Origin of the sequence: Micromonospora chersina, assembly GCF_900091475.1 — a bacterium.
GTDB classification, from domain to species: domain Bacteria; phylum Actinomycetota; class Actinomycetes; order Mycobacteriales; family Micromonosporaceae; genus Micromonospora; species Micromonospora chersina.
The window spans coordinates 4,919,111-4,944,546 of sequence record NZ_FMIB01000002.1 but is presented as its reverse complement, the minus strand read 5'-3'; the positions used below and the strand labels follow the sequence as shown (position 1 = coordinate 4,944,546).

Genomic DNA, 25,436 nt, shown 5'->3' with positions numbered 1-25,436 from the left:
CCGAGGTCGGCCCTCGTACACCTCACCGGTCGAAATCGGTCAGCGAAGTCACCCGTTCAGGCGGTCGCCAGGAGCTGGTCCACCGGGGCGAAGTCGTCGGTGAGCACCAGCGCGTCCCCCACGAACGCGGCCAGCTTGTCGCCGTGCAGCAGCCGGGCCGGCTCGGGGAGCAGCCGCAGCTGGGCCGGGATCCCGGCCAGCGGCAGCGGCGCGTCCGAGGCCACGATGAGGAAGTTCGCGCCGGCCTGCCCGGCGATCGCGCCGGGCGGGGCGATCAGCGCGACGTTGCGGAACTCGGCCGCGACGGTGGCCAGCTCGGCCCGGATGAACCGGTCCGGCGGGTAGTCGATGACGTTCTGCACGTAGATCCCGTCCGGGCGGAGCACCCGGCGGATGTCGGCGGCCATCTCCCGGGTGGCCAGGTGCCAGGGCACCACCAGGTGACCGAAGGCGTCACCGACGATGAAGTCGCGGCTGTCGGTGGGCTCGGCGCCGAGCAGCACCCGCGCGTCCCCCACCCGTGCGCGCAACTGCGGCCCGGTGCGCACGCCCAGCTCCCGCCGGTCCAGCTCGACCAGGCCGCCGTCGATCTCGAAGACCAGGTTGTCGCTGCCCGGCCGGGTCGCGGCCAGGTAGCGCGGCATGGTGAAGCCGCCGCCGCCCAGATGCAGCGCGTCCATCCGCTGCTTCGGCGGCCGGGCCAGGTCCGCGACCAGGCCGATCCACTGCGTGTACGCGTACTTGAGGTGGGTCGGATCGGCCAGGTCCACGTACGAGTGCTCCGCCGAGTTGAGGTAGAGCGTCCGCCCCTGTGTCCACTGCCCGTCCACCTCCACCCGGGCGCAGTGGTACGCGGTCTCCACGTCGCACGGGTTCGGGGCGACCGCGGACAGGCCGGCCCCGGCCAGGCCGAGCACCGCCAGGGCGGCCTTCGCCCGGGTCGGACCGGGGAGCCCCGTCCCCGACCCCCGGCGCAGGTACGCCCCCAGCACCAGCCCGGTCACCCCCAGCACGCCGGCCAGCGCCAGCACGATGACAGTGCTGGGCAGCGCCGCCACCAGCACGAAGCCGGTGACCAGGGTGGCGGTGATGCCGCCCAGGGTGCCGATGCCGGAGAGCCGGCCGACGACCTGCCCGGTGCGGCGCAGGTCGGCGAGCTGGAGCTTCACGACCAGCGGGGTGACCCCGGCCAGCAGCGCCGCCGGCAGCAGCACCGCCAGCGCGGTCAGCAGCAGCACCGCGCTCGCCGCCCCGCCGCGCAGGGCCTCACCGGCGTACCGGACCACCGGCAGGGTGACCGCGGTGGCGATGCCGGCCAGCACCAGGGCCGGGGCGAGGAGGGTGCGCGGGTCCCGCCGGTCGGCCAGCCAGCCGCCCATCCACGCCCCGTACGCGATGGCGCCCAGCGCCATGCCGATCACCGAACTGGTCACCTGGAGGGTCACCCCGACGTACGGGCCGACCAGGCGGAGCGAGACCGTCTCCAGCACCAGCACCGCCCCGCTGGAGAGGAAGACCAGGAACGCGGCGAGCCCGTTCGGCAGGGCCCGGGGCGGGACCGGCGCGCTCGGCGCCGGCTCCGCGACGACGTCGGACGATGTGCTGCTCACCGTGGCGATGCTACGCAGCGTTCCTGGACGGAGAGGTCAATACATCGAGATGTGAACATGGTTTGTGTGGTCCGCGGCGGGACTGCCGCCCCCGCTGTACGCCCGCCAGCCCGTGTTCGGCATCCAGATCTGTCGGTACCAGATGACGTACATGATGCCGAGCCGGCTCGCGTTGTTCTTGGCCCAGGAGGCGAGGCTGTCCCCGTACGCCTTGTCGCCGCCGGTCGCGGTGACGTCCTCGAAGCCGCCGGCGGCGGCGGAGAAGTCGCAGGCTCGCCCCTTGGGATGCTCGCCGTCCCCGCCGCTGCGGAAGCAGGAGGCGTAGCGCTTGTAGCCGGCCGCCTGGGCCTGCTGGAGCATGTGCAGGGTGCGCGGGGTGATGCAGCCGTCGGCCGGCGTCGGGTCGTTCACCGAGCAGGACTCCGACGGCCACGAGCCGTCCGGGTTGCGGGGCGCCGGCTTGGCCGACGACGAGCCGCCGCTGAAACCGGAACCGGAGCCGGAGCTGACCTTGGCGAGCGCCACCTCGGCGTCCCGCTTCTTCTTGGCCAGCACGGCGAGCTGCTTCTGCTGCTCCCGGACCTCGGTGTCGATGGCCACCTTGGCCTCGGCCGCCTGGGCCTTCGCCTCGGTGAGGTCGTGCAGGCGCTTGCTGTCCCGCTGGGCCATCATGTCCAGCTCGGCCGCCCGCTGGAGGAACGCGTCCGGGTCGGAGCTGGCCAGCAGCATCGACACCGGGGTCAACCGGCCCATCCGGTAGGACTGCCCGGCCACCTCGCCGACCTGCGCGGTCAGCTCGACCAGGCGTACCTCCAGCTGCTTGAGCTGGCCGGTCAGCGCGGCCTGCCGGCGCTTGGAGTTGTCCAGCCGGTTCTTGGCCTCGATGTGGCCCTTCGCCGCCGCCTCCAGGGCCGCCCGGAGCTGCTTGCTGCCGCCCTCGTTCGGGGCGCTCGGTGTGGGCGCGGCGGCGGCCGCCCCGGCGGGGGCGGGACCGGCGCCCAGCAGCAGGGCCGTCGCGGCGAGCAGGGCGAACAACGACCGGCGGACGCGCCGGCGGGTGAGCCTGGTCCTGGGCACGTGAAGGTCCTTCCGTCGACCGCCGACCCCCGAGTCGACCTTGCGCGGCGGCGGCTCCACCGGCGCCGGGCGGCGGCCTGCTGGCGGAGACCGCCGGTCACGATACCGGACCCTGCGCTCCACGCCAGGCCCCCGACCTCGGCGGACGCCGATCGTCGACGGACCGTGCCGGGGCCGTCGCGGACCGCACGGTCAGTCGCCCAGCAGGGCGGCCCGGACCTCGTTCCAGATCTCCTCGCTGGCCGCGACCAGCAGGCCCTTGCCGTCGTCGGCCGGGTGGTAGTCGGTGCCGTCGAAACGGCGCGCCACCCCGCCGGCCTCCCGGACCAGCAGCGTGCCCGGGGCGTGGTCCCACGGCAGGGTGCGCCAGAACAGCACGAACTGCTGCGCGCCGGTGAGCAGGTCCAGATATTCGCGGCCGGCGCAGTGCTGGCCGGGCAGCAGCTCGCCCAGCCGCTCGCCGCCCGCCTCCACGCTGCGCCGGAAGTCCGGGGGCAGGAAGCGGGTCATGGCGGTGCCGCGCAGCGCGCCGGCCACCGGCTCCCGCTCGGCGGTACGCACCTGGCCGCCGTCCAGCCAGGTGCCCTCGCCCACCCGGCAGGTGGCCATCGTGCCGTCCAGCGGGTCGTAGACCCAGGAGGCGGCCGGCACCCCGTCGGTCAGCAGCGCCACCATGAGGGCGAACGGGCGCCGGCCGGCGGCGAAGTTGGAGGTGCCGTCCACCGGGTCGACCAGCCAGACGTCACCGGCGCCCCGCAGGTGCCGCAGCAGGCTCGGGTCCTCGGCGACCGCCTCCTCGCCGACCACCACGGAGTCGGGACGCAGCCGGCGCAGCCCGGCCGAGATCAACGCCTCGGCCTTGCGGTCGGCGACGGTGACCACCTCACCGGGTGCCTTCTCGGAGATGTCGGCGTCGTCGAGGCGGCGGAACAGCGGCACCACGACGTCGGCCGCGGCCTCCCGCAGCAGCGCGCCGACCTCCTCCAGCAGCGGGTCAGCCACGCGGCGGCAGCTTGACCACGCTGACGAAGAACTCGTCGATCTGGCGGACCACCGAGATGAAGCGCTCGAAGTCCACCGGCTTGGTCACGTAGGCGTTGGCGTGCAGCTGGTAGCTGCGCAGGATGTCCTCGTCGGCCTGGGAGGTGGTGAGCACCACGACCGGGATCCGGCAGAGCTGCTCGTCCCTCTTGATCTCCGCAAGCACCTCCCGGCCGTCCCGGCGGGGCAGGTTCAGGTCGAGCAGGACCAGGTCGGGGGTCACCGCGTCCGCGTACTGGCCCTCGCGGCGCAGGTAGGCCAGCGCCTCGGCGCCGTCCGAGACGACCGTGAGGCGGTTGCGGAGCTTGTGCTCCTCGAACGCCTCCTGGGTCATCAGCACGTCACCCGGGTCGTCCTCGACGAGCAGGACCTCGATCGGGCTCTTGCCGTCCGCCGGCGCGGTCATCCCACCGTCTCCTTCATGCCACCCGTTGTACCGTCCCGGGCCGCCCCCTCGGGCGTCTCTTCGCGTCCCGCGCCGTCCGGCTGCCGCGCCACACTCACGGCGACGTCCTCGGCGCCGTCCCCGGTCGTCTCCGGGTCCCCGGTCGACTCCTCGACCGCGGCCTGCTCCGCGGCCCGCGCCGCCTCGACGTCCTCCGGCAGGGCCGGGAGGGTGAACCGGATCGTGGTGCCCTCCGCGGCCTCGGTGTCCACCCAGACCCGGCCGCCGTGGTATTCCACGATCTTCTTGACGATGGCCAGCCCGATGCCGGTGCCCGGGTACGCGTCCTTGGAGTGCAGCCGCTGGAAGATCACGAAGATCTTGTCGGCGAACTCCGGCTCGATCCCGATGCCGTTGTCCCGGCAGCTGATCTCCCACTCGTCGTCGACCAGCCGGGCGGAGACGTGCACCTTCGGCGGCACGTCCGGTCGGCGGAACTTGATCGAGTTGCTGACGAGGTTGGCCAGCAGGTTCGTCAGCAGCGGCTCCTCGCCGCGGATCACCGGCAGCCGGTCCCAGGTCAGCTCGGCGTCGGCGTACTGCCGGGCCGCCTCGGTCTGGCCCGCCACGTCGCCCATCACCTTGTTCAGGTCGACCTCGGTGAAGCCGGTGGTGAGCCGCCCGATCCGGGAGAACGCGAGCAGGTCGTTGATCAGCCGCTGCATCCGCTGCGCGCCGTCCACCGCGAAGGCGATGTACTGGTCGGCCCGCTCGTCGAGCTGACCCGAGTAGCGCCGCTGGAGGAGCTGGCAGAAGCTGGCCACCTTGCGCAGCGGCTCCTGGAGGTCGTGCGAGGCGACGTACGCGAACTGCTCCAGGTCGCGGTTGGAGCGGGTCAGCTCCTCGGCCTGCTTCTGGAGCTGGCTGTTGACCCACTCGATGCGCTCGCGGGCCTCGCGTACCTCGTCCAGCTCCCGGGCGATCTTCTGCCGCATGATGTCGATGTCGTCGGCGAGCAGGCGGAACTCCGGCGGCCCGGACCCCTCGATGCGGTGCCGGTAGTCGCCCGAGGCGACCTCGCGCACCTGACCGACCAGGCCGGCCAGCGGCCGGATCAGGATCCGGTCCAGCGAGAGCAGCAGCACCGCGCCGGCCACCGCCACCACGAGAGCCGCGATGATCAGGAGCACCACCAGCACGTTGCTTGTCGCCTTGACCTTGTCGGCGGTCTTCTGCCGCACCTCCAGGATCTCGCCCTGGAGGCCGTCCACCGCCGACCGGATGCCGTCGAACTGCTGCCGGGTCTGGTCGGTGATCAGCGCCCGGCCGGCGGACGGGCCGCTGCGCTCGGTGGTGCTGATGACCGGCTCGGCGACGCCGGACCGCCACTGCGCCGCGCGCTGCTCGACGACGTCCAGCGCGCGCAGCACTTCGGGGTAGTCGACGGCCAGCTTCCGCATCTCCGCGAAGGTGTCCCGCTCCCGGTCCACACCCACCTGGTATGGCTCCAGGTCCTTGCGGTCGGCGTTCACCGCGTAGCCGCGGACGGCGGTCTCCTGGTCGAGCAGGGCGCTCATCAGCTCCTGCGCCTGGACCCGCAGCGGGCCGGTCTTGAGCAGCACCGCGTCGATGTTCTGCCGGTTCTTGGCGGCCAGGGTCGCCTCCGCCGCGGCCAGCCCGAGCAGCAGCACCAGCACCACGCCGAGCAGCGCGACGACCCGCCGCCGCAGGGTCCACCCCTGCTGGTACGCCTTCATCGGCCGCCGCCCCGGGTGACCAGCAGCATCGCCACGTCGTCGGCCAGCGGGCCGCCGTTGAGCTGCTCGGCGCGGCCGACCAGCCAGGCGGGCAGCTCGGCCAGGGGCACCGCGCGGTTGGCGGGGTCGGCCAGCAGGTCGGTCAGCCCCGGCACGTCCAGCCGGTCGTCACCGGTGCCCACCCGACCCTCGATGAGGCCGTCGGTGTACATCAGCAGGGACCAGTCATCGGTGTCGAACTCCAGGTCGAAGGCAACGGGTCGGCGCGGCCGTACGCCCAGCAGCAGACCGCCCTTGGCCGGCACCGGGGCGACCTTACCCCCGCTGAGCAGCAGCGGCGGCGGATGACCGGCGAGTCTCACAGTGGCCCGGTCGGCGGCCAGGTCGAGCCGGGCGGTGGCCACCGTGGCGAAGATCTCCTGGAGCCGCCGCTCGCTCATCAGCACCTGCTCCAGCGCGGGCAGCACCTCGTCGTCCGGCACCCCCGCCAGGACCAGGGCCCGCCAGGCGACCCGCAGCTCGACGCCGAGGGCGGCCTCGTCCACGCCGTGGCCGCAGACGTCGCCGACGATCAGGTCGATCCGGTCCGGCCGGGTCTGCACCACGTCGTAGAAGTCGCCGCCGATCAGCGCGGCGTGCCGGCCCGGCCGGTAGAAGGTGTGCACCGACACCTGGTCGGTCGTCATCAGCGGCTGGGGCAGCAGGCCGCGCTCCAGGCGCGCGGACTCGGCCTGGCGCAGCTCCACCTCGCGCAGCCGGCGGGCGTTCTCGTCGGCCCGCTTACGCTCGACCGCGTAGCGCAGCGCCCGGGTCAGCAGGACCCCGTCGACCTGCCCCTTGACCAGGTAGTCCTGCGCGCCCTCGGCGACCGCGACGATGCCCAGGTGCTCGTCGGAGCGGCCGGTGAGCACGCAGACCGCCGCCCCGCTGGCCATCTCCAGCACCTGGCGGAGCCCGTCCAGGCCCTGGGCGTCGGGCAGGCCCAGGTCGAGCAGGACGCAGTCGACCCCCATGACCCGCTGCCGGGCCTCGCTGAGACTGGTGGCGATCAGCAGGTCGATCATCGAGTTGGTCTCGGCGAGCAGCTCGCCGACCAGGAAGGCGTCGCCCTCGTCGTCCTCGACCAGCAGGACCCGCAGCCGCTCGCCGGGCGGCACGCTGGCGTAGTGCCCGAGCCCGGCCTGCGGCACGACGGAGGCACCCGGCAGGCCGCTACCCCGGTGCGGCCGGGTCACCGCCGCGAGACGCGGGAGTTCGCTGGTGATGTCGGGGCTCCTTCCGAATGCCCTGCTGATCCTGTATCAGACAACGGTCGCACACAACACGACCGGAGTCGGCGCGGGCGGGGCGAGCGAGTCCCACCCCACGGACAGCGGCACGGCCGGGGACCGATGTTACGCCGCGTCCCGCCCGCGACCCGGAGCGCACCGGCCGGCGGGAGTGCCGCCGCAGGCCGCGGGGGTGCAGGATGATGCCCACCCCCGAACCACCCCCGAGGAGCCATCCGTGGGCGTACCCCCCACCCGCCCCGCCGACCGTGCGCCGGCCCGGCCGGGCATCCCTCCCACCCGCCCGGCGGACCGGGCGCTGTCCCGGCCGCGGCGGCGGCTGCCCGCCGCGCTCGCGGCGCTCGCCGCCCTGCTCGCCGTCGGCGCCGGCGTCCTGGTCGACCTGGCCACCCCGGCGCCGCGCCCCGCCGACGCGCCCGCGGACGCGTTCAGCGCCGAGCGGGCGTACCAGAACGTCAAGGTCATCGCGGCGCGGCCGCACGTGGCCGGCAGCGCCGCCAACGACCAGGTCCGCGAGCACGTCGCGGGCGTGCTGCGCGGGTTGGGCCTGGAGACCGAGGTGCAGGACACCGTGGCCCCGGAGGCCGGGCAGCTCAGCGGGGCGGCCGGCGGCGCGACCCTGGCCCGGGTGCGCAACGTGGTGGCCCGGCTGCCCGGCACCGACCCCACCGGGCGGGTCTTCCTGGTGGCCCACTACGACTCGGTGCAGTCCGGGCCGGGCGGCAACGACGACGCCGCCGGCACCTCCACCATTCTGGAGGTGGCCCGGGCGCTTGCCGCCGGCCCGCGCCCCCGCAACGAGGTGGTCCTGGTGCTCACCGACGCGGAGGAGGCGTGCCTCTGCGGGGCCGCCGGCTTCGCCGCCGACCACCCGCTGGCCGCCGACGGCGGCGTGGTGCTCAACCTGGAGGCGCGCGGCTCCACCGGTCCCGTGATCATGTTCGAGACGTCGCGGAACAACGCGAAGCTGGTGGAGGCCTTCGGCCGGGCCGCCCCGCACCCGGTGGGCACCTCGTTCGCGGTGGAGATCTACCGGGCACTGCCCAACGACACCGACTTCACCGCGTTCCTCGACAAGCGGTTCGTCGGCCTGAACTCGGCGTACATCGACGGCGGCGCCGTTTACCACACCCCGCTCGACGTGCCGGCGGCGATGAACCGGGGCAGTCTCCAGATGCACGGCGACAACGCCCTGGGCCTGGCCCGCGAGTTCGGCCGGACCGACCTGCGCGACCTGGGCTCCGACCACGACGACACCTATTTCCCGGTGCCCGGCGGGCTGGTCCGCTACCCCGGCTGGCTGACCCTGCCGCTGGCGCTGGCCGCCCTGCTCGCGGTCGGCGTGCTCGGCTGGCTGCTGCGCCGGCGCGGCCGGGCCACCGCCGGACGGCTCGCGGCCGGTGCCGGGCTGGCCCTGGTGCCGGTGGTCGCCGCCCCGCTGGGCGCGTGGCTGCTATGGACCGCGGTCACCACCGTCCGCCCCGGCTACGCCGAACTGCTCGACCCGTACCGGCCGGTCTGGTACCGGCTCGCCGTGGTGGCGCTCGCCGCCGCGATCCTGTTCACCTGGTACGCGCTGACCCGCCGCTGGGCCGGCCCGGCCGCCCTGGCCTTCGGCGGGCTGGTCTGGCTGGCCCTGTTCGGGGTGCTGCTCGCGGTGCTGGTACCCGGTGGCGCGTACCTGACGACCCTGCCCGCCCTGGCCGGCGCGCTGGCCGGCCTGGCGGCGCTGGCCACCCGGCGGGACGGCCCCTGGCCGGTGGTCGCGGTGACCCTGTCCGGCGCGGTGGCCGTGGTGATCCTGCTGCCCACCGTCGTGCTGCTCTTCCCCGCCCTCGGCATGGGCATGGGCGGGGTGGCGGCGCTCTTCGCGGTGCTGCTCGGGCTGGCCGCGCTGCCCGTGGTGGACCTGCTGCACCCGCAGGCCGGCGGCCAGCGTGGCCTGGGGGCGCTGCGGGCCCGCCGGCTCGGCGCGCTGCCGGCCGGCGCCGCCGCGCTCGCGGCCGTGGTGCTCGCCGGGGTCGGCCTGGCCGTGGACCGCTTCGACGCCGCCCACCCCGTGCCGACCCATTTGATGTACGCCCTGGACGCCGGCACCGGCACGGCGCGGTGGCTCAGCCACGAGGAGGACCCGCAGCCCTGGACCGACGGCTACGTGGACGGGCAGGTCGACGTCTCCGACGACTTCCCGGGCCTGGGCGACGGCGAGCTGCGGGCGGGGCCGGCGCCGGCCGCGGACCTGCCCGCCCCGAAGCTGGAGACGCTCTCCGACACCCGCTCGGGAGACCAGCGGGTGCTGCGGGTCCGGGTGCTGCCCCAGCGGCCGGTCCGGCTGCTGACCCTGCACGTGGACACGTCCACGGCCGAGGTGCGCTCGGCGACGGTGGCCGGGCGGGACGTGCCGGTCAAGGCCCGCGACGGCCGGTGGGGCTTCGGCGTCGTCTTCCACGCCCCGCCGCCGGAGGGCGTCGAGGTGACCCTGACCCTGGTGCCGAGAGCGGCACAGGTGAACCTGCGGGCGATGGACGCCAGCGACGGTCTGGGCGGGCTGCCCGGGTTCCGGGCGCGGCCGGCGGACGTCGGCGTGGTCGGCTCGCACAGCTCCGAGATGCTGGCGGTGGCGCGGACCTATCCCCTGTAGGAAAAGTTCCGGACGGATGTCGAGGGGAGCTGACGCAGCTTCTACCCCTGGGTGAAGGACAGACCCACGAGCCCGAGGAGCAGATCATGACGAAGGTGACGACCGGAGCCACCATGTCGCTGGACGGCTACATCGCCGACGCGACCCACGGCGGGTTCGAGCACCTCTTCCAGTGGTACGGCAACGGCGACGTGGAGGTTCCGACGGCCGATCCCGACATGACCTGGCACACCTCGGCGGTGAGCGCGAAGCACATTCGGGACCTGGTCGAGCGGACCGGCGCGCTCGTCGTCGGCCGGCGGCTGTTCGACATGACGAACGGTTGGGGCGGCCGGCACCCGATGGACGTGCCGGTCGTCGTGGTCACGCACCACGTGCCGGAGGGCTGGGAGCGGGAGGGCGACTCGTTCGTGTTCGTCACCGACGGCATCGAGGCCGCCGTCGTCCGGGCGAAGGCGATCGCCGGCGACAAGGAGGTCGGCGTCAACGGCGGCACCATCGCCACGCAGGTGCTGGAGGCCGGCCTGCTCGACGAGGTGCACGTCGACCTCGTCCCGGTCCTGCTGGGCGACGGCATCCCGTTCTTCGCCGGCCTGAAGATCGCCCCGGTCCAGTTGGAGGGTCCCACCCGGGTCGTCCAGGGCAACGGGGTCACCCACCTGGCCTACCGGGTCCGCAAGCAGGGCTGACGCCGCCGGCCGCGAACCGTGTGGCCCCCGGGGGATCGCCCGGGGGCCACGGTTCAGCGGGGGGCGGCCCGGCCAGAGAGTGCCACGGCGCACACCGGCACAAGATCGACCAGCACGGTGCTTGCTGCCGGACAATCAGTTACCCAGGGCAACTGGTTGGGGGACGTGACCCGGCCACTCGGCTGAGCATGATCAACCGGGGCGCCCCCGCAGCCGGGGCCGGCGCGACCGCCCGCCCAGGGCGTCGCCGGTCACCACGCCCGCGAGCATCACCACGACGAGGATGGCGACAAGTACCGGTGGCCACCCGCCCACCCAGGGCATCGCGGCCAGCAGGAGCAACAGCCACAACACGCGGTGCCACGGGAGCGTGCCGACGATCCGGTAGGTGAACAGGGTCCGCCCCAGCAGGGCGAGCGCCGGCCCGCCGAGGATGAGCGCGATCCACCGCTGCGGCGTGTCGCCGGTGGGCCGCTCGACGACCAGGTCGAACGCGGCGGCGGTGCAGACGATGCCGGCGAGCATGAGCAGGTGCGTGTACGGCGCCAGCCGGGTCGCCCGCCGCAGCAGCCGCGGGGCGGTGGTCCGCACGATGTCGCCCGCCCCCAGGACGTAGATCTGCCAGAGCAGCAGCATGACGGCGAAGGCGCTCAGGAACGCGGTCGCCCGCGCCAGGGTGAACTCGGACCGGCTGATCTCCAGCGTCGGCACCAGGATGACGTCGCCCAGCGCCAGGATGGCGAACTGCTGGTAGCGCTCGCCCAGGTGTTCGGTCGTCTTCTCGTACTGCCCGAAGGGCACCCGGCCGAGCCCGGGCGTCGGGTAGCGCGCCGCGGCCGAGACGTAGTCGATCGTCACCGCGACCGCCCAGAGCGTCCACGGCCGTTCCGGCAGCAGCGCGCCACCGACCCAGAAGAAGCTGGAGACCACGAACCAGAAGAGGAAGCGGGCGGCCCGCTGCTCGGCCATGTGCCGGCGCCGGTGCAGCACGCCGACCAGCACCACCCCTCGCACCAGGTGCGGGATCACGTAGCCCACCGCGAAGACCAGCGCGTGCGAGTCGACGGCCAGCGCCGCCGCCGTCACCACGGCACCCAGCATGGTGACCATCAGGATGGCCTGGATCGGCAGCTGGTCCGGGTCGTAGAAGTCGGTGGTGGTCGAGGTGATCGACCAGGTCCACCAGACCGCCATCAGCATGATCACGACCGGCGCGAGGCCGTTCCACGAGGCCCGCTCGGCGATCAGCATCGAGACCAGCGCGAGCGCCGCCACGAACACGACGTCGAAGAGCAGCTCCAGCAGCGTCGCGCGCGTCGAACCGTTCGGCCGGCGCACCAGCTCGCTGCTGCCTCCGGTCGTCATGCCCGGCCTCCCGCCACCCGTCGACGCCGGGTCGCGGGCGCCGCTGCGTCCCCGCCGATTATCGGGGCCGCCCCGGTGGCCCGTCCCCGGATCGGCGTTCCCGGCGATGTAACAAGCGGCCGGCCCCGTCGCGCCTGTACGAAGGTGAAGCCAAGCTTGGTCGAACGGCACCGCCGTGACTGACCTCTCCGCGATCGCGAGGGAGCGGGCAGCGCTGGCGACGATCGCCGACGCGATCGTCGCGGCATCGGTCGACAAGGGCCTACGGATCGAGGTGGCCTGCCCCGCGTCCCGCCTCGCCGTGGTCGACCACCTGGCACAGGCCCTGCACGCCCGGGGCCGCGTCTGCCGCTGTCGTGCGGCCGGGTCGGAGCCGGGAGAGGCCGGCGACCCGGGCGTCGTGGTCATCACGGGCGGGCCCGCCAGCGACACCGATCGCGGCGTGTTCCGCGTGGACGTCCGGGTGACCGGCGCTCCTGCGCAGGACGGCGGTGATCCGGACGTCGTGCTCGACTACCAGGACCCGGACGGGCCGATGATCCGCTACCTCGCACCCCACCTGTCCACCGGCATCCGGAGCGGATAGATCCCGCTATTTCCAGCGGAAGTGGACGAAGAGGCGGCCGAAGTTCTTCGAGTCCTTCTCGACGCGGTGGTAGAGCTGCTTGACGTCCTTCTGGTCGAGGAAGCGCAGCACCTTCTTCTTGAGCTGGCCGGACCCCTTGCCCGTGATGATCTCCACGAGTGTGGCCTTCTTCGCGACCGCCTCGTCCATGATCCCGCGCAGTGCGCGGTCGATGTCGTGGCCCCGGTTGTAGATGTCGTGGAGATCCAGCTTGAGCTTCACCAGACCATCGTAGGTACGACGAAGGGCAGCCCGGCGGGGCTGCCCTTCGTGGTCGACCGTCAGCGGCCGCCGACCTTGCCCTCCACCCGACGCAGCGCCTCGGTGTAGTCGGTGTTTGTCGAGTACATGGCCGCCGCGATGCGCAGGTGCCGCAGCGCGTCGGCGGGGCGGTTCATCCGCTCCAGCGTCCGGCCCAGCACGTGGTGCGCGTAGTGGTCGCTCGGGTCCCGGTCGACCAGCTCGCGCAACTGCTCCTCGGCCCGGTTGAGCTGGGCCGACTGGAAGTACGCCCGGGCCAGCAGCTGCCGGACCGAGGAGTTGCCGGGCTCGGCCTCGACGATGGGTTCGAGCAGCCGGGCCGCTCCGGTCGGGTCACCTGCTTCGAAGAACATGGTCGCCCGCCGGTACTCCGCCAGAAGATCCACTCGACCCACCTCCTCGTGTCGCGCCAGCCCTTTGTCCGACGCTGGCACAACACCAGCCGTACCGCGAGTGTTCCTTCGGGTGTGATCGCGGTCAGGGGGTCGGGTCGAACCGGTCGCCCACGAGGTCCCAGGCCCGGACACCACCGACGATTCCGGCCGTGTTCGGGACGACAACGACGTCGTCGCCCATCCGGGCCAGTTGTTCCGGCCGGATCAGCCGCGAGTTGCCGCCGCCCAGGTAGAGCCGGTCCCAGCGGAAGACCGGCCGCAGGCCGTCCACGACCTGCCGGATCCGCCGGGACCAGAACGCGTCGCCGAGCCGCCGCCGTTCCGGCTCCCCGACGTACGTGTCGTAGGTCGTGTTCCAGCGCACCGGGGCGTGCGACAGCTCCAGGTGGGGCGCGAGCACCCCACCGTCGAAGAGCGCGCTGCCCAGCCCGGTGCCGAGGGTCAGCACCAGCTCGCAGCCGGTGCCGGCGACCACGCCCGCGCCGTGCACCTCGGCGTCGTTGAGCACCAGTGCCGGGACGCCGAACGCCTCGGCCAGGGCGGTGCGCACGTCGTACCCGGACCATTCGGCGACCAGGGCGGGGTCGACGCGGCTGCGCGGGCCGGAGCGGGTCACGTAGTGCGGGGTGGCCACCACCACGCCGTGCCGGATCATGCCGGGCATCCCGACGGTGAGCCGGTCCGCCGCGGGCAGCCGGCCGCCGAGGTCCAGCAGCGTCTTGACGAACAGGGTCGGCGGCAGCGGGTACGGCGTGGGGACGCGCAGCGGGCGGGCCCGCATCGTCCCCGCGGCGTCCAGCACGGAGGCCTTGATCCCGCCGCCCCCGCAGTCGATCGCCAGAGTGGTCACCACGGCTGTGAGTCTTCCTCACCCCCGGCCGGCCCCGAGCGCGGGTCAACCGATTCGCCGCGCCGGTAGGCTCGGTCTCCTCATGAGCGCCACGTTGATCGCCAAGGACCTCACCGCCGGGCACGGCGACCGCCTCCTCTTCACCGACCTGGACCTCGTGGTCGCCCCGGGCGACGTGGTCGGGCTGGTCGGGGTGAACGGCGCCGGCAAGTCCACCCTGCTGCGCACCCTCGGCGGGCTCCAGCCCCTGGAGCAGGGGTCGGTGGCGTTGAACCCGCCGGCCGCCACCGTCGGCTACCTGCCGCAGGAGCCGGAGCGCCGGCCGGGTGAGACGGTCCGGGACTTCCTGGCCCGGCGTACCGGGGTGACGGCGGCACAGGCGGCCCTGGACGCCGCCACCGAGGCGCTGACCGCCGGCGCTCCGGGCGCGGACGACGCGTACGCCACGGCGCTGGAGCGCTGGCTCGACCTGGGCGGGGCGGACCTGGACGAGCGGGCCGAGCAGGTGGCCGCCGAGCTGGGGCTCCGGGTCGACCTGGAGCACCCGATGACGGGCCTGTCCGGCGGCCAGGCGGCACGGGCCGGGCTGGCCTCGCTGCTGCTGAGCCGGTACGACGTCTTTCTGCTCGACGAGCCCACCAACGACCTGGACCTGGCCGGCCTGGACCGGCTGGAGCGGTTCGTCACCGGGCTGCGCGCCGGCACGGTGCTGGTCAGCCACGACCGGGAGTTCCTCACCCGGACGGTCACCCGGATCGTGGAGCTGGACCTGCACCAGGGGCAGGTCAACCACTTCGGCGGCGGCTACGCCGCCTACCTGGAGGAGCGCGAGGTGGCCCGCCGGCACGCCCGCGAGGAGTACGAGGAGTACGCCGGCACCCGGGCCCAGCTGGAGGCGCGGGCCCGGACGCAGCGGTCCTGGATGGAGAAGGGCGTGAAGAACGCCCGCCGCAAGGCCACCGACAACGACAAGATCGGCCGCAAGTTCCGCTCCGAAGCCAGCGAGAAGCAGGCGGCGAAGGCCCGGCAGACCGAGCGGTTGATCGAGCGGCTGGAGGTGGTCGAGGAGCCGCGCAAGGAGTGGGAGCTGCGGATGGAGATCGCCGCCGCGCCCCGCGCCGGCGCCGTCGTGGCCGCGCTCCGGGGCGCGGTCGTACGCCGTGGCGACTTCACCCTCGGCCCGGTGGACCTCCAGATCGACTGGGCCGACCGGGTGGCGATCACCGGGGCGAACGGCTCCGGCAAGAGCACCCTGCTGGCCGCGCTGCTCGGCCGGCTGCCGCTGGACGAGGGGCACTCCGCGCTCGGCCCGGGCGTGGTGGTGGGCGAGGTGGACCAGGCGCGGGGGCTCTTCCTCGGCGACCAGCCGCTGCTGGACGCGTTCGGCGCCGCCGTACCCGAGCAGAGCCCGGCGGATGTGCGGACGCTGCTGGCCAAGTTCGGCCTGCGGGCCGACCACGTGCTGCGGCCGGCGGCCACCCTCTCCCCCGGCGAGCGGACCCGGGCGGCGCTGGCCCTGCTCCAGGGGCGCGGGGTGAACCTGCTGGTGCTGGACGAGCCGACCAACCACCTGGACCTGCCGGCGATCGAGCAGCTGGAGTCGGCGCTGGCCGGCTACCCGGGGACCCTGCTGCTGGTGACCCACGACCGGCGGATGCTGGACGCGGTGAGCGTGAACCGGCGGCTGCGGGTGGCGGGCGGACGGATCGCCGAGGATTGATCCGTGCCGACCCGGTCGCGCGGGGTGAGAATGAGCCCATGCTCAAGTGGGAGTACGCGCTGCTGGTCCGCCGCCGCCAGGCCGCCACCACCGACATCGGGTGGGAGGTCGTCTTCATCTGGTACGGCCCGGACGGCTCCATGATCGACGTCACGCCGTACGGCGACACCGCGCTGGCCCACCTGAACCGGGCCGGTGACCAGGGCTGGGAACTGGTCGCCATGAGCGAGGACCCGTCGCTGCCCGGCAACAACGAGTTGCACCGCTACCACCTGAAGCGGCCGAAGGCGGCCGCCCCGCAGCCCCGCCAGCGGATGCGCGGCTCCCGCACCGCCCGCCGCACCATCGCCGGCTGACCGGCGCGCCGTCCGGCACCGGCCCGGATTCGGGCAGGTGAGGCATATCGGGCGGGGATGCGGGTATCGCGCCGCCCGGAGGTGGGCGCATGGTGGCGATGGCGCAATCCGCACTGTCGGGCGAGCGGCTGCGGGAGGTCGACGGCTTCCTCACCGAGGCGTGGGTCGACCTGGCCCGGCACGACGAGCGGCTGCGCGGGCTGGCCGTGGAGGTGCGCTTCGACCGGGGCGTCGCCCACCTCGACGGCGCGGTCGCCGACCCGGCCCAGCTGCGGCTGGTCCGCGACCTGGTGGGCCGGCTGGCCGGAGTGCTCGCCGTGTGGTGCAAGGTGAGCGTCGCCGGGCGCGCCCCCGTAGTGGTGGACCTGGGTTGCGGGGCGACCAAGCAGTGGCCCGGCAACCTGGGGCTGGACATCTACCCGGCGCCCGGGGTGAACGCGGTAGCGGACCTGTCCGGCTCGCTGCCGCTGGCCGACGACTCGGTGGACGTGTTCTTCGCGGTGCACATCCTGGAGCACCTGATCGACTTCCTGCCGCTGCTGGACGAGTGCCACCGGGTGCTGCGCCCGGGCGGCGTGCTGCACGTGATGAGCCCCTGGTGGCGGCACGTGAACGCGGTGGCCGACCCGACCCACGTCCGCCTGCTGGACGTGCAGACCATCAAGGGCGTCTGCGGTCAGCGCCCGCCCGGCACACCGCGCTGGTACCCGCTGCACGTGGGCAACGACGGCGCCTCCATCTTCGCCGACCTGACCCCCCTGGGGCCCGACGCGCCCGGCCCGTCAAGCTCCCACCTGGCCCGCTTCTTCGACTGACCCCGCAGGTCGCGCCGTCGATCATGAGGATGGCGGCACCTCAGGAGATCGACTTCGCCGCCAACCTCATGATCAACGAGACGGGGCGGACTCGCGGAGGGCCAGGCGGTGGGGGGCCACCAGCTCGCGGGGTGGGGCCTCCCGGTCGGCCGTCAGGCGGTCGGCCAGGAGTTCCACCGCCAGACGGGCGATCCGTTCCTTGTCGGGGGCCACCGTGCTCAGGGTGGGGATGGAGAAGCGGCCGTCCTCGATGTCGTCGAAGCCGGCCACCGCGACGTCGTCGGGCACCCGCAGGCCGGCCTCGTGCAGGGCCCGCAGCGCGCCGAGGGCCAGGGTGTCGTTGAAGCAGAAGACGGCGTCGGGGCGTACCCCGGTGGAGAGCAGGTGCCGCATGGCGGCCGCGCCGTCCGCGCGGTGCCAGGCCGGCGCGGGCGCCACGAGCCGCTCGTCGTACGCGATGCCGGCGTCGGCCAGCGCGGCGGTGTAGCCGGCCAGGCGGAGCCGGGCGCTGGCCCCCTCGGGGGTGCGCTGCGAGCCGATCGCGGCGATCCGGCGGCGGCCGAGCCCGACCAGGTGGGCGGTGATCTCCCGGGCGGCGGCCACGTTGTCGACCACCACGTGGTCGGCGGGGCCGTGGTCGACCCGCTCGCCGAGCAGCACCATGGGCATGCCGTCGAGGCCGGCGAGGTCGTCGGCGGTGAGCGCGAGCGGGCTGAAGATCAGGCCGTCGATCATGTGGTCGCCGATGCCGCTCGCGGCTTTCCGTTCCTGCTCGGGGCCGCCGCCGGTCTGGTCGATAAGCACCGTCCAGCCGTGCTCGGCGGCGGCGGTGACGACGTGCCGGGCCAGCTCGGCGAAGTAGGGGATGTCCAGCTCGGGCACGGCCAGGGCGATCACCCCGGTGCGCCCCTTGCGCAGGTTGCGGGCGGAGAGGTTGGGCCGGTAGTTGAGTTCGGCGATGGCCGCCTCGACCCGGGCGCGGGTGTCCGCGCGGACGTGCTGGTAGCCGTTCACCACATTGGAGACGGTCTTCACCGACACGCCGGCCCGTTCCGCGACGTCCTTGAGCCTGTGCCGCACTGAACTTCCTCCCGGGTGACTGCTGGGGCGCACTCTACCGCGTCACGACGACGTAACGACCCCTTTACATCGTTGCTTACAACGTTGTACAAACCAGGGACACCGGTGACCGAGGTCACCGGGACAGCACCGAGGAAAGGTGGCATCCGTGCCGAACGCGCAGCTGACGATCGACCCGACCTTCACCATCGGCGCGGCCGACCGTCGCCTCTTCGGTTCCTTCGTCGAACACATGGGGCGCTGCGTCTACGGCGGGATCTACGAGCCGGGCCACCCGGACGCCGACCCGCGCGGCTTCCGGCGCGACGTGCTGGAGCTGACCCGCGAGCTGGGCGTCTCCGTGGTCCGCTACCCGGGCGGCAACTTCGTCTCCGGCTACCGCTGGGAGGACGGCGTCGGCCCGGTCGGCGACCGCCCGCGCCGGCTCGACCTGGCCTGGAAGACCGTGGAGACCAACGCGTTCGGGCTGGACGAGTTCATGACCTGGGCGGTCGAGGCCGGCGTCGAGCCCATGATGGCGGTGAACCTCGGCACCCGCGGCGTGCAGGAGGCGTGCGACCTGCTGGAGTACGCCAACCACCCGGGCGGCACCCAGCTGTCCGACCTGCGCCGCAAGCACGGCGCCGAGGACCCGTACGGGGTGCGGCTCTGGTGCCTCGGCAACGAACTGGACGGCCCGTGGCAGGTCGGCCACAAGACCGCCGACGAGTACGGCCGGCTCGCCGCCGAGACCGCCCGCGCCATGAAGATGATCGACCCCTCGATCAGCCTGGTCGCCTGCGGCAGCTCCAACCGCAGGATGCCGACCTTCGCGGCGTGGGAGGCGACAGTCCTGGAGCACACCTACGAACACGTCGACTACATCTCGGCCCACACCTACTACGACCCGTCTGACGGCGACCGGGCCAGCATCCTGGCCTCGGCCGTGGACATGGACAACTTCATCCGCGAGGTGGTCGCCACCGCCGACCACGTGGCCGCCAAGCAGCGGCAGAAGCGCAAGCTGAAGATCTCCTTCGACGAGTGGAACGTCTGGTACGAGTCGCGCCTCCAGGCCGACCTGGACCGGCGCGGCTGGGTCGAGGCACCCGCCCTGATCGAGGACGACTTCACCGCGGTCGACGCGGTGGTGGTCGGCGACCTGCTGATCACCCTTCTCCGGCACGCCGACCGGGTCGGGGTGGCCTGCCAGGCCCAGCTCGCCAACGTGATCGCCCCGATCCGGACCCGGACCGGCGGCCCGGCCTGGCGGCAGAGCATCTTCCACCCGTTCGCCCTGACCGCCCGGCACGCGCGCGGCACCGTGCTGCGCACCGAGCCGGTCGGCCCGACCTACGAGACGAAGCGGTACGGCGAGGTGCCGGTGCTGGACACCGTCGCCGTGCACGACGAGGAGACCGGCGAGCTGGCCGTCTTCGCGGTCAACCGGGGCCCGAACGAGCTCCCGGTCGACCTGGACCTGCGCGGCCTGCCCGGCCTGCGCGCGGTCGAACACGTCACCCTCGCGGCCGGCGCCGACCCGGCCGCCACGAACACCGAGGCGGAGCCCACCCGGGTGACGCCCCGGCAGCTCACCACCCCCACCCCCGACGGCGGCCGGTGCTCCGTGGCACTGCCCGCCTGCTCCTGGAACCTGCTGCGCTTCGCACCTCAGTCGTGACCAGGCAATACTGCATCCCGTCCCCCCAAGGAGTAAGCATGATCCAGAACGAGATGAGCCGGCGCCGGCTGCTCGGCCTCGGCGTCGGGCTCGGCGCGGCCGCCACGCTGACGCTGGCCGGCTGCGGCGGCGGCAGCAGCACCAAGGGGTCCACCGCGGCCGGCAACGGCGGCAAGGAGTACACCGGCCCGAAGGTCGACCTGAAGCTGTGGAACGGCTTCACCGGCGGCGACGGCGACATCTTCAAGAAGCTGGTCGAGCAGTTCAACAGCGAGCACCAGAACATCGCCATCAGCGTGATCACCTACGAGTGGCAGGACTACTACAGCAAGCTGCCGGGCGCGGTCTCCAGCGGCAACGGGCCGGACATCGCGGTCATGCACATGGACCAGCTCGCCACCTTCGCCGCCCGCGGCGTGATCACCGAGCTGGACGACGTGGCCAAGACCCTCCAGCTGAGCGAGGGCGACTTCGCCCCGACGGTGTGGAAGGGCGGTCTCTACCACGACAAGCGGTACGGCATCCCGCTGGACATGCACCCGCTCGGCTTCTACTACAACAAGGCCGTCATGCAGAAGGCCGGCCTCGACCCGAACAAGCCGCCGGCGACGAAGGACGAGTACACGGCGGCGCTCACCGAGCTGAAGAAGTCGGGCGTCCAGGGCTTCTGGGTCAGCCCGTTCCAGTTCACCGGCGGCATGACCTTCTACAGCCTGCTGCACCAGTGGGGCGGGACGCTCTTCGACGGCGAGGTGGCGAAGGCGACCTTCAACTCGGACCCGGCCGTCGAGGCGTGCACCTGGCTGGTCGACATGATCAAGCAGGGCTTCTCCCCCGCCAACGTGGGCCAGGACGCCGACTACCTGGCGCTCAAGAGCGGCAAGAACGCCTTCAACTGGAACGGCATCTGGCAGATCAACGACCTGAAGAAGAGCGCCGGCCTGGAGTGGGGCGTCGCGCCGCTGCCGCAGATCGGCAGCCAGAAGGCCGCCTGGGCGAACTCGCACAACTTCACGATCGTCAAGCAGCGCAGCGCCGACAACAACAAGGTCTCCGGCGCCAAGGTCTTCATCAACTGGCTCAGCGAGCACTCCCTCGACTGGGCCAAGGGTGGCCAGATCCCGGCCCGCAAGGAGGTCCGCGAGGGCGCCGAGTTCAAGGCCCTGCCGGAGATCAGCGCGCTCGCTCCCGAGCTGGAGTACGCGGCCTTCCCGCCGGCCTCGCCCGGCCTCGGCGAGGTCATGGTCACCTTCTACAACGCCTTCAACGAGGCCGCGCTGGGCAAGAAGTCGCCGAAGCAGGCGCTGGACGACGGCGTGGCCAAGGCGAACAAGCAGCTCGAGGACAACCGCAAGAAGTACGGGAGCTGATCCGCCGTGGCGGACGTGATCGAGGTCGGGGCGGCGCGTGGTGACGCGCCGCCCCCGGCGGGCCACGCCCGCCGCCGGGGCGTGACGGAACGGGGGCACCGGGCGACGCCCTACCTCTTCCTCGCGCCGTACCTGGTTCTCTTCCTGGTCTTCGGGCTCGCGCCGATCCTGTTCGGGGTCTGGTTCAGCCTGCACCAGTGGGACCTCCAGCTGCCGAACCGGCCGTTCGTCGGGCTGGAGAACTACCGCGACCTGTTCTCCAGCGACTCGGCCGACTACGCGGACTGGTGGGCCGCCGTCCGGGCGACGGCGATCTTCACGGTGCTGTCGGTGCCGCTGCTGGTGGTGGTCCCGCTGGGCCTCGCCCTGCTGCTGAACGAGAAGTTCCCCGGCCGGACGTTCTTCCGGGCCGCCTTCTTCGCCCCCTACGTGCTCGGCGTCGCGGTCATCGGCCTGCTCTGGCGCTTCCTGCTGGACGCGAACCTCGGCCTGGTCAACCGGCTGCTCGGCGCGGTCGGGCTGCCCGCGGACACCCCCTGGGTGACCGACGTGCCGTGGGCCTGGGTCTCCCTGGTCGGCGTGACGGTCTGGTGGACCTGCGGCTTCAACGCGGTGATCTACCTGGCCGGGCTCCAGGACATCCCGGCCGAGCTGTACGAGGCGGCACGGGTCGACGGCGCCAGCGCCTGGGACCGGTTCCGCCACGTCACCCTGCCGGGGCTGCGCCCGGTGCTGCTGTTCGTGCTCACCACGACGATCCTCGCCTCGGCGAACGTCTTCGGGCAGTCCTTCCTGATCACGCAGGGCGCGCCGGGTGAGCAGACCCGGACGGTGGTCTGGCGGATCGTCGACGAGGGGCTGCGCAACTACGACGTGGGTCAGGCGTCCGCGATGAGCGTGCTCTTCGCGCTGATGCTGGCGGTGGTCAGCATCGTCAACTTCCGGCTGTTCCGCTACCGGGAAGACTGAGGGGGACGACCATGACGAACGTGCGTCGGGCCATGCGCTACGCCGCGCTGGTCCTGATCACCGCGGTGTTCGTGACCCCGCTGGTCTGGATGGCCCTGACCTCGCTGAAGACGTACGACGACGCGCAGCAGGACCCGCCGAGCTGGCTGCCGAACCCGTTCTCCACCTACGGCTACGACCAGATCCTCGGCAACACCGCCAACCCGGTGCTGCGCTGGTTCCTCAACAGCATGCTCGCCGCCAGCCTGCACACGCTGCTGGTCCTGGTCACCGCGTCGATGGCCGCGTACGCCCTGGCCCGGCTGCGGTTCCGGGGCCGGAAGCTGAGCTTCGCGCTGATCGTCGGGACGCTGTTCCTGCCGCCCACCTCGCTGATCATCCCGAACTTCGTGATCGCCGACCAGCTGGGGTGGATCGACACCCTCACGGTGGTGGTGGTGCCCGGCGCGGCGAGCGCGTTCGGCGTCTTCTTCCTGCGCCAGTTCTTCCTCTCCATCCCGGCCGAGCTGGAGGAGGCGGCCGTGCTGGACGGGGCGAACCAGTGGGAGGTCTTCACCCGGGTGCTGCTGCCGCTGTCGAAGCCGGCGCTGGCCACCCTCGCGGTGCTGTCGTTCCTGACCAACTGGAACGATTTCCTGTGGCCGGTCTACGTGCTGTTCAGCCCGGAGCGGCTGACCCTGCCGGCCGGTCTGGGCCTGCTCCAGGGCGCCTACGTGACCGACTACCCGGTGATCATGGCGGGGGCGGTGCTGGCCAGCGTGCCGGTGCTGATCCTGTTCGTGCTCGCCCAGCGGCACATCATCCAGGGCGTCTCCCGCAGCGGCCTGAAGGGATGATCGACCGGCGGATCCGGCGACGCGGCGCGGCGGCCCTGGCCGCCGCGCTGCTCGTCGCGGGTTGCGGCAGCGGAGAAACCCCGTCGAGTACGCCGGAGGGCGCGCACGTGTTCACCAACCCGGTCGTCCGGACCGACGCCCCCGACCCGCAGGCGATCCGGGTCGGCGAGACCTGGTACCTGTTCCACACCAACTCGGGCGGCCGGAACGTCCCCGTGCTCACCTCGCCCGACCTCGTCGACTGGACGCCGGCCGGCGACGCCCTGCCGGAGCTGCCGGCCTGGGCCGACGCCGGGAAGACCTGGGCGCCGGAGGTCATCCAGCTCGCCCCGGACCGGTTCGCCCTCTACTACACGGTGGCCGACCGGGCCTCCGGCCGGCAGTGCCTCGGCCGGGCGGTGGCTAGCACAGCGCTCGGGCCGTACCGGGACGACGCGGACGGGCCGCTGGTCTGCCAGGCGGACCTGGGCGGCTCGATCGACGCCAGCCCGTACCGGGACGCCGACGGGAGCCTGTGGCTGCTCTGGAAGAACGACGGCAACGCCATCGGAGTGGACACCTGGCTCTGGTCGCAGCGCCTCTCGCCGGACGGGCTGCGGCTCGTCGGCACGCCGACGAAACTGCTCAAGCAGACCGAGCCGTGGGAGGGGACGCTGATCGAGGGGCCGTTCTTCCACCGGCACGACGGGAAGCTGCTGCTCTTCTTCGCCGCCAACGCCTACGACCAGGCAAGCTACGCCGAGGGCTACGCGGTCTGCGAGAGCCCGACGGGGCCGTGCGTGAAGGCCGCGGAGAACCCGATCCTGAAGTCGAACGCGGTCGCCTCCGGCCCGGGCCACGCGTCGATGGTCTCCAAGGACGGCCGCACCTGGCTGCTGTACCACGCCTGGCCGCCCGGTCAGGAGGGCAGCACCGACCCGGGCCGCCAGGTCTGGCTCGACGAGGTGGTCTGGACCAACGGCAAACCCGTGGTGAAGGGCCCCACGGCGGAGCCCCAGCCCAAGCCCTGAGCGTGCAAGCAGGGGCCCCTTCTTAACGCCCGTTGTTAAGAAGGGGCCCCTGCTCTACCTGAGGCGTTAAGAAGGGGCCCTTCCTTATCAATCTGTTCGCGGCGGGCCAGCCGGTTGCGGCGGTGCCCGTAGCCGAAGTAGATGATCGCGCCGAGCAGCATCCAGGCGAGGAACCGGAGCCAGGTCTCCACCGACAGGTTGAGCATCAGGTAGAGGCAGGCCAGCGCGGACACGATCGGCAGCACCGGCGAGAACGGCACCTTGAACGGCCGCTCCAGCTCGGGGCGCCGCCGGCGCAGGATCGGCACCGCGATCGAGACCAGCACGAACGCGCAGAGCGCGCCGATGCTGACCAGGTCGGCCAGGGCGGAGAGCGGCAGGAAGCCGGCCAGCAGGGCCACGCCGACCGTCATGATCGCGGAGATCCGGTACGGGGTGCCCCAGCGCGGGTGGACCTTGGCGATCGACGGCGGGATGAGCCCGTCCCGGCCGATGGCGAAACCGATCCGGCCCATGGCCACCAGGTCGACCAGGATCACGCTGGTCAGGCCGGCGACGGCGGCGATGGAGACCAGGATGGCGGCCCAGCCGGCGCCGACCGCCTCGAAGGCCGACGCGATCGGGGCGCCCTCGTCGATGTCGGTGTAGCGGACCATGCCGACCAGGACCAGCGAGACGCCGATGTACAGCACCGTCGAGACGCCCAGCGTGCCGAGCAGGCCCAGCGGCAGGTCGCGGCGCGGCTTGCGGGTCTCCTCGCCGAGGTTCGCCACGGCCTCGAAGCCGGTGTACGCGAAGAACACCACCGCGGCGGCGGTCAGCACGCCGGCGAAGCCGAAGACGGACGGCTCCAGCCCGAAGAGGGCCTGGGTGACCGGCTGCCGGATGCCGTCCTCGCCGCCCCCGGCCGGCTCGGTGGTCGGGATGAACGGGCTGAGGTTGGCGGCCTTCACGAAGAACGCCCCGGCGACCACGATGAACACGCAGATGGCGACCTTGACCAGGACCAGCAGGTTTGTCACCCGGGCGGACTCGCGGATGCCCACGATGCCGACCGCGCCGAGGATCAGCACGATGGCGATCGCGCCGAGGTTGACGACGCTGCCCTCCTCGGCGAACCAGGCGCTGGGCAGGTCGAACAGTTCGGCGAGGTAGCCGGACCAGCCGCGGGCCACCACCGCCGAGCCGAGCGCGAACTCCAGCAGCAGGTCCCAGCCGATGATCCAGGCGACGATCTCGCCCATCGTCGCGTACGCGTAGGTGTAGGCGCTCCCGGCGGTCGGCACGCTGGACGCCAGTTCCGCGTAGCAGAGGGCGGCGAGCAGCGCGACCACGCCGGCGATGGCGAACGAGATCACCACGCCGGGGCCGGCGTGGTTCTTCGCCTCGATACCGGTAAGCGTGAAGATGCCGGTGCCGATCACGATGCCGATGCCGAAGCCCATGAGGTCGGTCGCGCCGAGGCGGCGACGCAGCCCGGGCCGGCCGTCCTCGCCGTCGGCCTCACCCTGGGCGAGCACGTCCCGGATCGGTTTCGTCCGCAGGACGGACATGACCACCTCCCACCGTGCGACCACCACGGTGGCGGTCCGTGACCGGGCAAGCTACCCAGGGCCTCGATCCGCTAATCCGATC

Annotated in this window: 23 protein-coding genes; 11 read left to right on the top strand and 12 right to left on the bottom strand. The window is 72.7% G+C overall.

Annotated elements, in window-relative coordinates; all coding sequences use genetic code 11:
• Window positions 1-56: 56 nt before the first annotated feature.
• From GA0070603_RS23010 to GA0070603_RS22985, 6 genes are all read right to left on the bottom strand, one after another.
• The gene (locus tag GA0070603_RS23010; protein WP_091317722.1) at window positions 57-1,610 is read right to left on the bottom strand and encodes a fused MFS/spermidine synthase; all 1,554 of its coding nucleotides are present in this window, start codon (window positions 1,608-1,610) and stop codon (window positions 57-59) included.
• 36 nt (window positions 1,611-1,646) lie between these two features.
• The gene (locus tag GA0070603_RS23005) at window positions 1,647-2,687 is read right to left on the bottom strand and encodes a coiled-coil domain-containing protein (RefSeq protein WP_091317720.1); all 1,041 of its coding nucleotides are present in this window, start codon (window positions 2,685-2,687) and stop codon (window positions 1,647-1,649) included.
• Window positions 2,688-2,879: 192 nt separating this feature from the next.
• Window positions 2,880-3,689 carry an inositol monophosphatase family protein gene (locus GA0070603_RS23000; protein ID WP_091317717.1) on the bottom strand — a complete coding sequence of 270 codons (810 nt, stop codon included), beginning with the start codon at window positions 3,687-3,689 and terminating at the stop codon, window positions 2,880-2,882.
• A complete protein-coding gene (locus tag GA0070603_RS22995) occupies window positions 3,682-4,134 on the bottom strand; it encodes a response regulator (RefSeq protein WP_091317715.1) in 453 nt (150 codons plus the stop codon). Before GA0070603_RS22995 ends, GA0070603_RS23000 begins: the two co-directional genes overlap by 8 nt.
• Window positions 4,131-5,870, bottom strand: coding sequence for a sensor histidine kinase (locus tag GA0070603_RS22990; RefSeq protein ID WP_091317713.1), 1,740 nt, complete (start codon window positions 5,868-5,870; stop codon window positions 4,131-4,133). The genes GA0070603_RS22995 and GA0070603_RS22990 overlap by 4 nt, the downstream gene beginning before the upstream one ends.
• On the bottom strand, window positions 5,867-7,060 hold the full coding sequence (locus GA0070603_RS22985) for a PP2C family protein-serine/threonine phosphatase (RefSeq protein ID WP_167544579.1): 1,194 nt from the start codon (window positions 7,058-7,060) through the stop codon (window positions 5,867-5,869). Before GA0070603_RS22985 ends, GA0070603_RS22990 begins: the two co-directional genes overlap by 4 nt.
• 316 nt (window positions 7,061-7,376) lie before the next feature.
• On the opposite strand from GA0070603_RS22985, the gene GA0070603_RS22980 reads away from it, so the two are divergent.
• Window positions 7,377-9,800, top strand: a complete 2,424-nt coding sequence (locus GA0070603_RS22980) for a M28 family peptidase (RefSeq protein ID WP_425270459.1) — start codon at window positions 7,377-7,379, stop codon at window positions 9,798-9,800.
• Window positions 9,801-9,886: 86 nt separating this feature from the next.
• Window positions 9,887-10,489 carry a dihydrofolate reductase family protein gene (locus tag GA0070603_RS22975; protein ID WP_091317710.1) on the top strand — a complete coding sequence of 201 codons (603 nt, stop codon included), beginning with the start codon at window positions 9,887-9,889 and terminating at the stop codon, window positions 10,487-10,489.
• A gap of 192 nt (window positions 10,490-10,681) precedes the next feature.
• Here the strand turns inward: GA0070603_RS22975 and GA0070603_RS22970 are convergent, their stop codons facing one another.
• Window positions 10,682-11,854 carry a low temperature requirement protein A gene (locus tag GA0070603_RS22970; protein WP_091317708.1) on the bottom strand — a complete coding sequence of 391 codons (1,173 nt, stop codon included), beginning with the start codon at window positions 11,852-11,854 and terminating at the stop codon, window positions 10,682-10,684.
• Window positions 11,855-12,029: 175 nt separating this feature from the next.
• On the opposite strand from GA0070603_RS22970, the gene GA0070603_RS22965 reads away from it, so the two are divergent.
• Window positions 12,030-12,440 carry a hypothetical protein gene (locus GA0070603_RS22965; RefSeq protein ID WP_091317705.1) on the top strand — a complete coding sequence of 137 codons (411 nt, stop codon included), beginning with the start codon at window positions 12,030-12,032 and terminating at the stop codon, window positions 12,438-12,440.
• Between the two features lie 6 nt (window positions 12,441-12,446).
• On the opposite strand, the gene GA0070603_RS22960 is transcribed toward GA0070603_RS22965, so the two are convergent.
• From GA0070603_RS22960 to GA0070603_RS22950, 3 genes are all read right to left on the bottom strand, one after another.
• Window positions 12,447-12,701, bottom strand: coding sequence for a Smr/MutS family protein (locus GA0070603_RS22960; RefSeq protein ID WP_091317703.1), 255 nt, complete (start codon window positions 12,699-12,701; stop codon window positions 12,447-12,449).
• A 59-nt stretch (window positions 12,702-12,760) separates the two neighbouring features.
• Window positions 12,761-13,126 (bottom strand): tetratricopeptide repeat protein, encoded by a 366-nt coding sequence (locus GA0070603_RS22955; RefSeq protein WP_091317700.1) that lies wholly within the window; start codon window positions 13,124-13,126, stop codon window positions 12,761-12,763.
• A 91-nt stretch (window positions 13,127-13,217) separates the two neighbouring features.
• A complete protein-coding gene (locus GA0070603_RS22950; protein ID WP_091317697.1) occupies window positions 13,218-13,988 on the bottom strand; it encodes an ROK family protein in 771 nt (256 codons plus the stop codon).
• A gap of 79 nt (window positions 13,989-14,067) precedes the next feature.
• Here GA0070603_RS22950 and GA0070603_RS22945 point away from each other — a divergent pair, with 79 nt between their 5' ends.
• The 3 genes from GA0070603_RS22945 (at window position 14,068) to GA0070603_RS22935 (ending at window position 16,876) form a co-directional block, all read left to right on the top strand.
• The gene (locus GA0070603_RS22945) at window positions 14,068-15,705 is read left to right on the top strand and encodes an ABC-F family ATP-binding cassette domain-containing protein (protein ID WP_091317694.1); all 1,638 of its coding nucleotides are present in this window, start codon (window positions 14,068-14,070) and stop codon (window positions 15,703-15,705) included.
• Window positions 15,706-15,743: 38 nt separating this feature from the next.
• Window positions 15,744-16,061: a hypothetical protein gene (locus tag GA0070603_RS22940; RefSeq protein ID WP_091317692.1), complete on the top strand. Its 318-nt coding sequence runs from the start codon at window positions 15,744-15,746 to the stop codon at window positions 16,059-16,061.
• Between the two features lie 89 nt (window positions 16,062-16,150).
• Window positions 16,151-16,876 carry a methyltransferase domain-containing protein gene (locus GA0070603_RS22935; protein WP_091317691.1) on the top strand — a complete coding sequence of 242 codons (726 nt, stop codon included), beginning with the start codon at window positions 16,151-16,153 and terminating at the stop codon, window positions 16,874-16,876.
• Window positions 16,877-16,948: 72 nt separating this feature from the next.
• On the opposite strand, the gene GA0070603_RS22930 is transcribed toward GA0070603_RS22935, so the two are convergent.
• Entirely contained in the window at window positions 16,949-17,956 is a 1,008-nt protein-coding gene (locus tag GA0070603_RS22930; protein ID WP_091317688.1) for a LacI family DNA-binding transcriptional regulator, read from the bottom strand.
• Window positions 17,957-18,104: 148 nt separating this feature from the next.
• Between GA0070603_RS22930 and arfA the strand changes: the two genes are divergently transcribed.
• From arfA to GA0070603_RS22905, 5 genes are read left to right on the top strand one after another with little or no spacing between them, the layout of a single operon-like run.
• Complete coding sequence (gene arfA / locus GA0070603_RS22925; RefSeq protein ID WP_091317686.1) at window positions 18,105-19,616, top strand: arabinosylfuranosidase ArfA; 1,512 nt, start codon at window positions 18,105-18,107, stop codon at window positions 19,614-19,616.
• 38 nt (window positions 19,617-19,654) lie between these two features.
• Entirely contained in the window at window positions 19,655-20,986 is a 1,332-nt protein-coding gene (locus GA0070603_RS22920; RefSeq protein ID WP_091317683.1) for an ABC transporter substrate-binding protein, read from the top strand.
• Window positions 20,987-20,992: 6 nt separating this feature from the next.
• Complete coding sequence (locus tag GA0070603_RS22915; protein ID WP_091317680.1) at window positions 20,993-21,955, top strand: carbohydrate ABC transporter permease; 963 nt, start codon at window positions 20,993-20,995, stop codon at window positions 21,953-21,955.
• Window positions 21,956-21,966: 11 nt separating this feature from the next.
• Window positions 21,967-22,791 (top strand): carbohydrate ABC transporter permease, encoded by an 825-nt coding sequence (locus GA0070603_RS22910; RefSeq protein ID WP_091317678.1) that lies wholly within the window; start codon window positions 21,967-21,969, stop codon window positions 22,789-22,791.
• Window positions 22,788-23,801, top strand: a complete 1,014-nt coding sequence (locus tag GA0070603_RS22905) for a glycoside hydrolase family 43 protein (RefSeq protein WP_091317676.1) — start codon at window positions 22,788-22,790, stop codon at window positions 23,799-23,801. Before GA0070603_RS22910 ends, GA0070603_RS22905 begins: the two co-directional genes overlap by 4 nt.
• Window positions 23,802-23,836: 35 nt before the next feature.
• Here GA0070603_RS22905 and GA0070603_RS22900 read toward each other — a convergent pair whose 3' ends face one another.
• On the bottom strand, window positions 23,837-25,354 hold the full coding sequence (locus GA0070603_RS22900; protein WP_091322226.1) for an amino acid permease: 1,518 nt from the start codon (window positions 25,352-25,354) through the stop codon (window positions 23,837-23,839).
• Window positions 25,355-25,436: the final 82 nt, after the last annotated feature.

Bases quoted from the DNA above. Each gene is read 5' to 3' on its own strand.
- GA0070603_RS22900 (WP_091322226.1), bottom strand. From the start codon at position 25,354: ATGTCCGTCCTGCGGACGAAACCGATCCGGGACGTGCTCGCCCAGGGT.
- GA0070603_RS22940 (WP_091317692.1), top strand. From the start codon at position 15,744: ATGCTCAAGTGGGAGTACGCGCTGCTGGTCCGCCGCCGCCAGGCCGCC.
- GA0070603_RS22905 (WP_091317676.1), top strand. From the start codon at position 22,788: ATGATCGACCGGCGGATCCGGCGACGCGGCGCGGCGGCCCTGGCCGCC.
- GA0070603_RS22970 (WP_091317708.1), bottom strand. From the start codon at position 11,854: ATGACGACCGGAGGCAGCAGCGAGCTGGTGCGCCGGCCGAACGGTTCG.
- GA0070603_RS22995 (WP_091317715.1), bottom strand. From the start codon at position 4,134: ATGACCGCGCCGGCGGACGGCAAGAGCCCGATCGAGGTCCTGCTCGTC.
- GA0070603_RS22920 (WP_091317683.1), top strand. From the start codon at position 19,655: ATGATCCAGAACGAGATGAGCCGGCGCCGGCTGCTCGGCCTCGGCGTC.
- GA0070603_RS22910 (WP_091317678.1), top strand. From the start codon at position 21,967: ATGACGAACGTGCGTCGGGCCATGCGCTACGCCGCGCTGGTCCTGATC.
- GA0070603_RS22945 (WP_091317694.1), top strand. From the start codon at position 14,068: ATGAGCGCCACGTTGATCGCCAAGGACCTCACCGCCGGGCACGGCGAC.
- GA0070603_RS22990 (WP_091317713.1), bottom strand. From the start codon at position 5,870: ATGAAGGCGTACCAGCAGGGGTGGACCCTGCGGCGGCGGGTCGTCGCG.
- GA0070603_RS22975 (WP_091317710.1), top strand. From the start codon at position 9,887: ATGACGAAGGTGACGACCGGAGCCACCATGTCGCTGGACGGCTACATC.
- GA0070603_RS22935 (WP_091317691.1), top strand. From the start codon at position 16,151: ATGGTGGCGATGGCGCAATCCGCACTGTCGGGCGAGCGGCTGCGGGAG.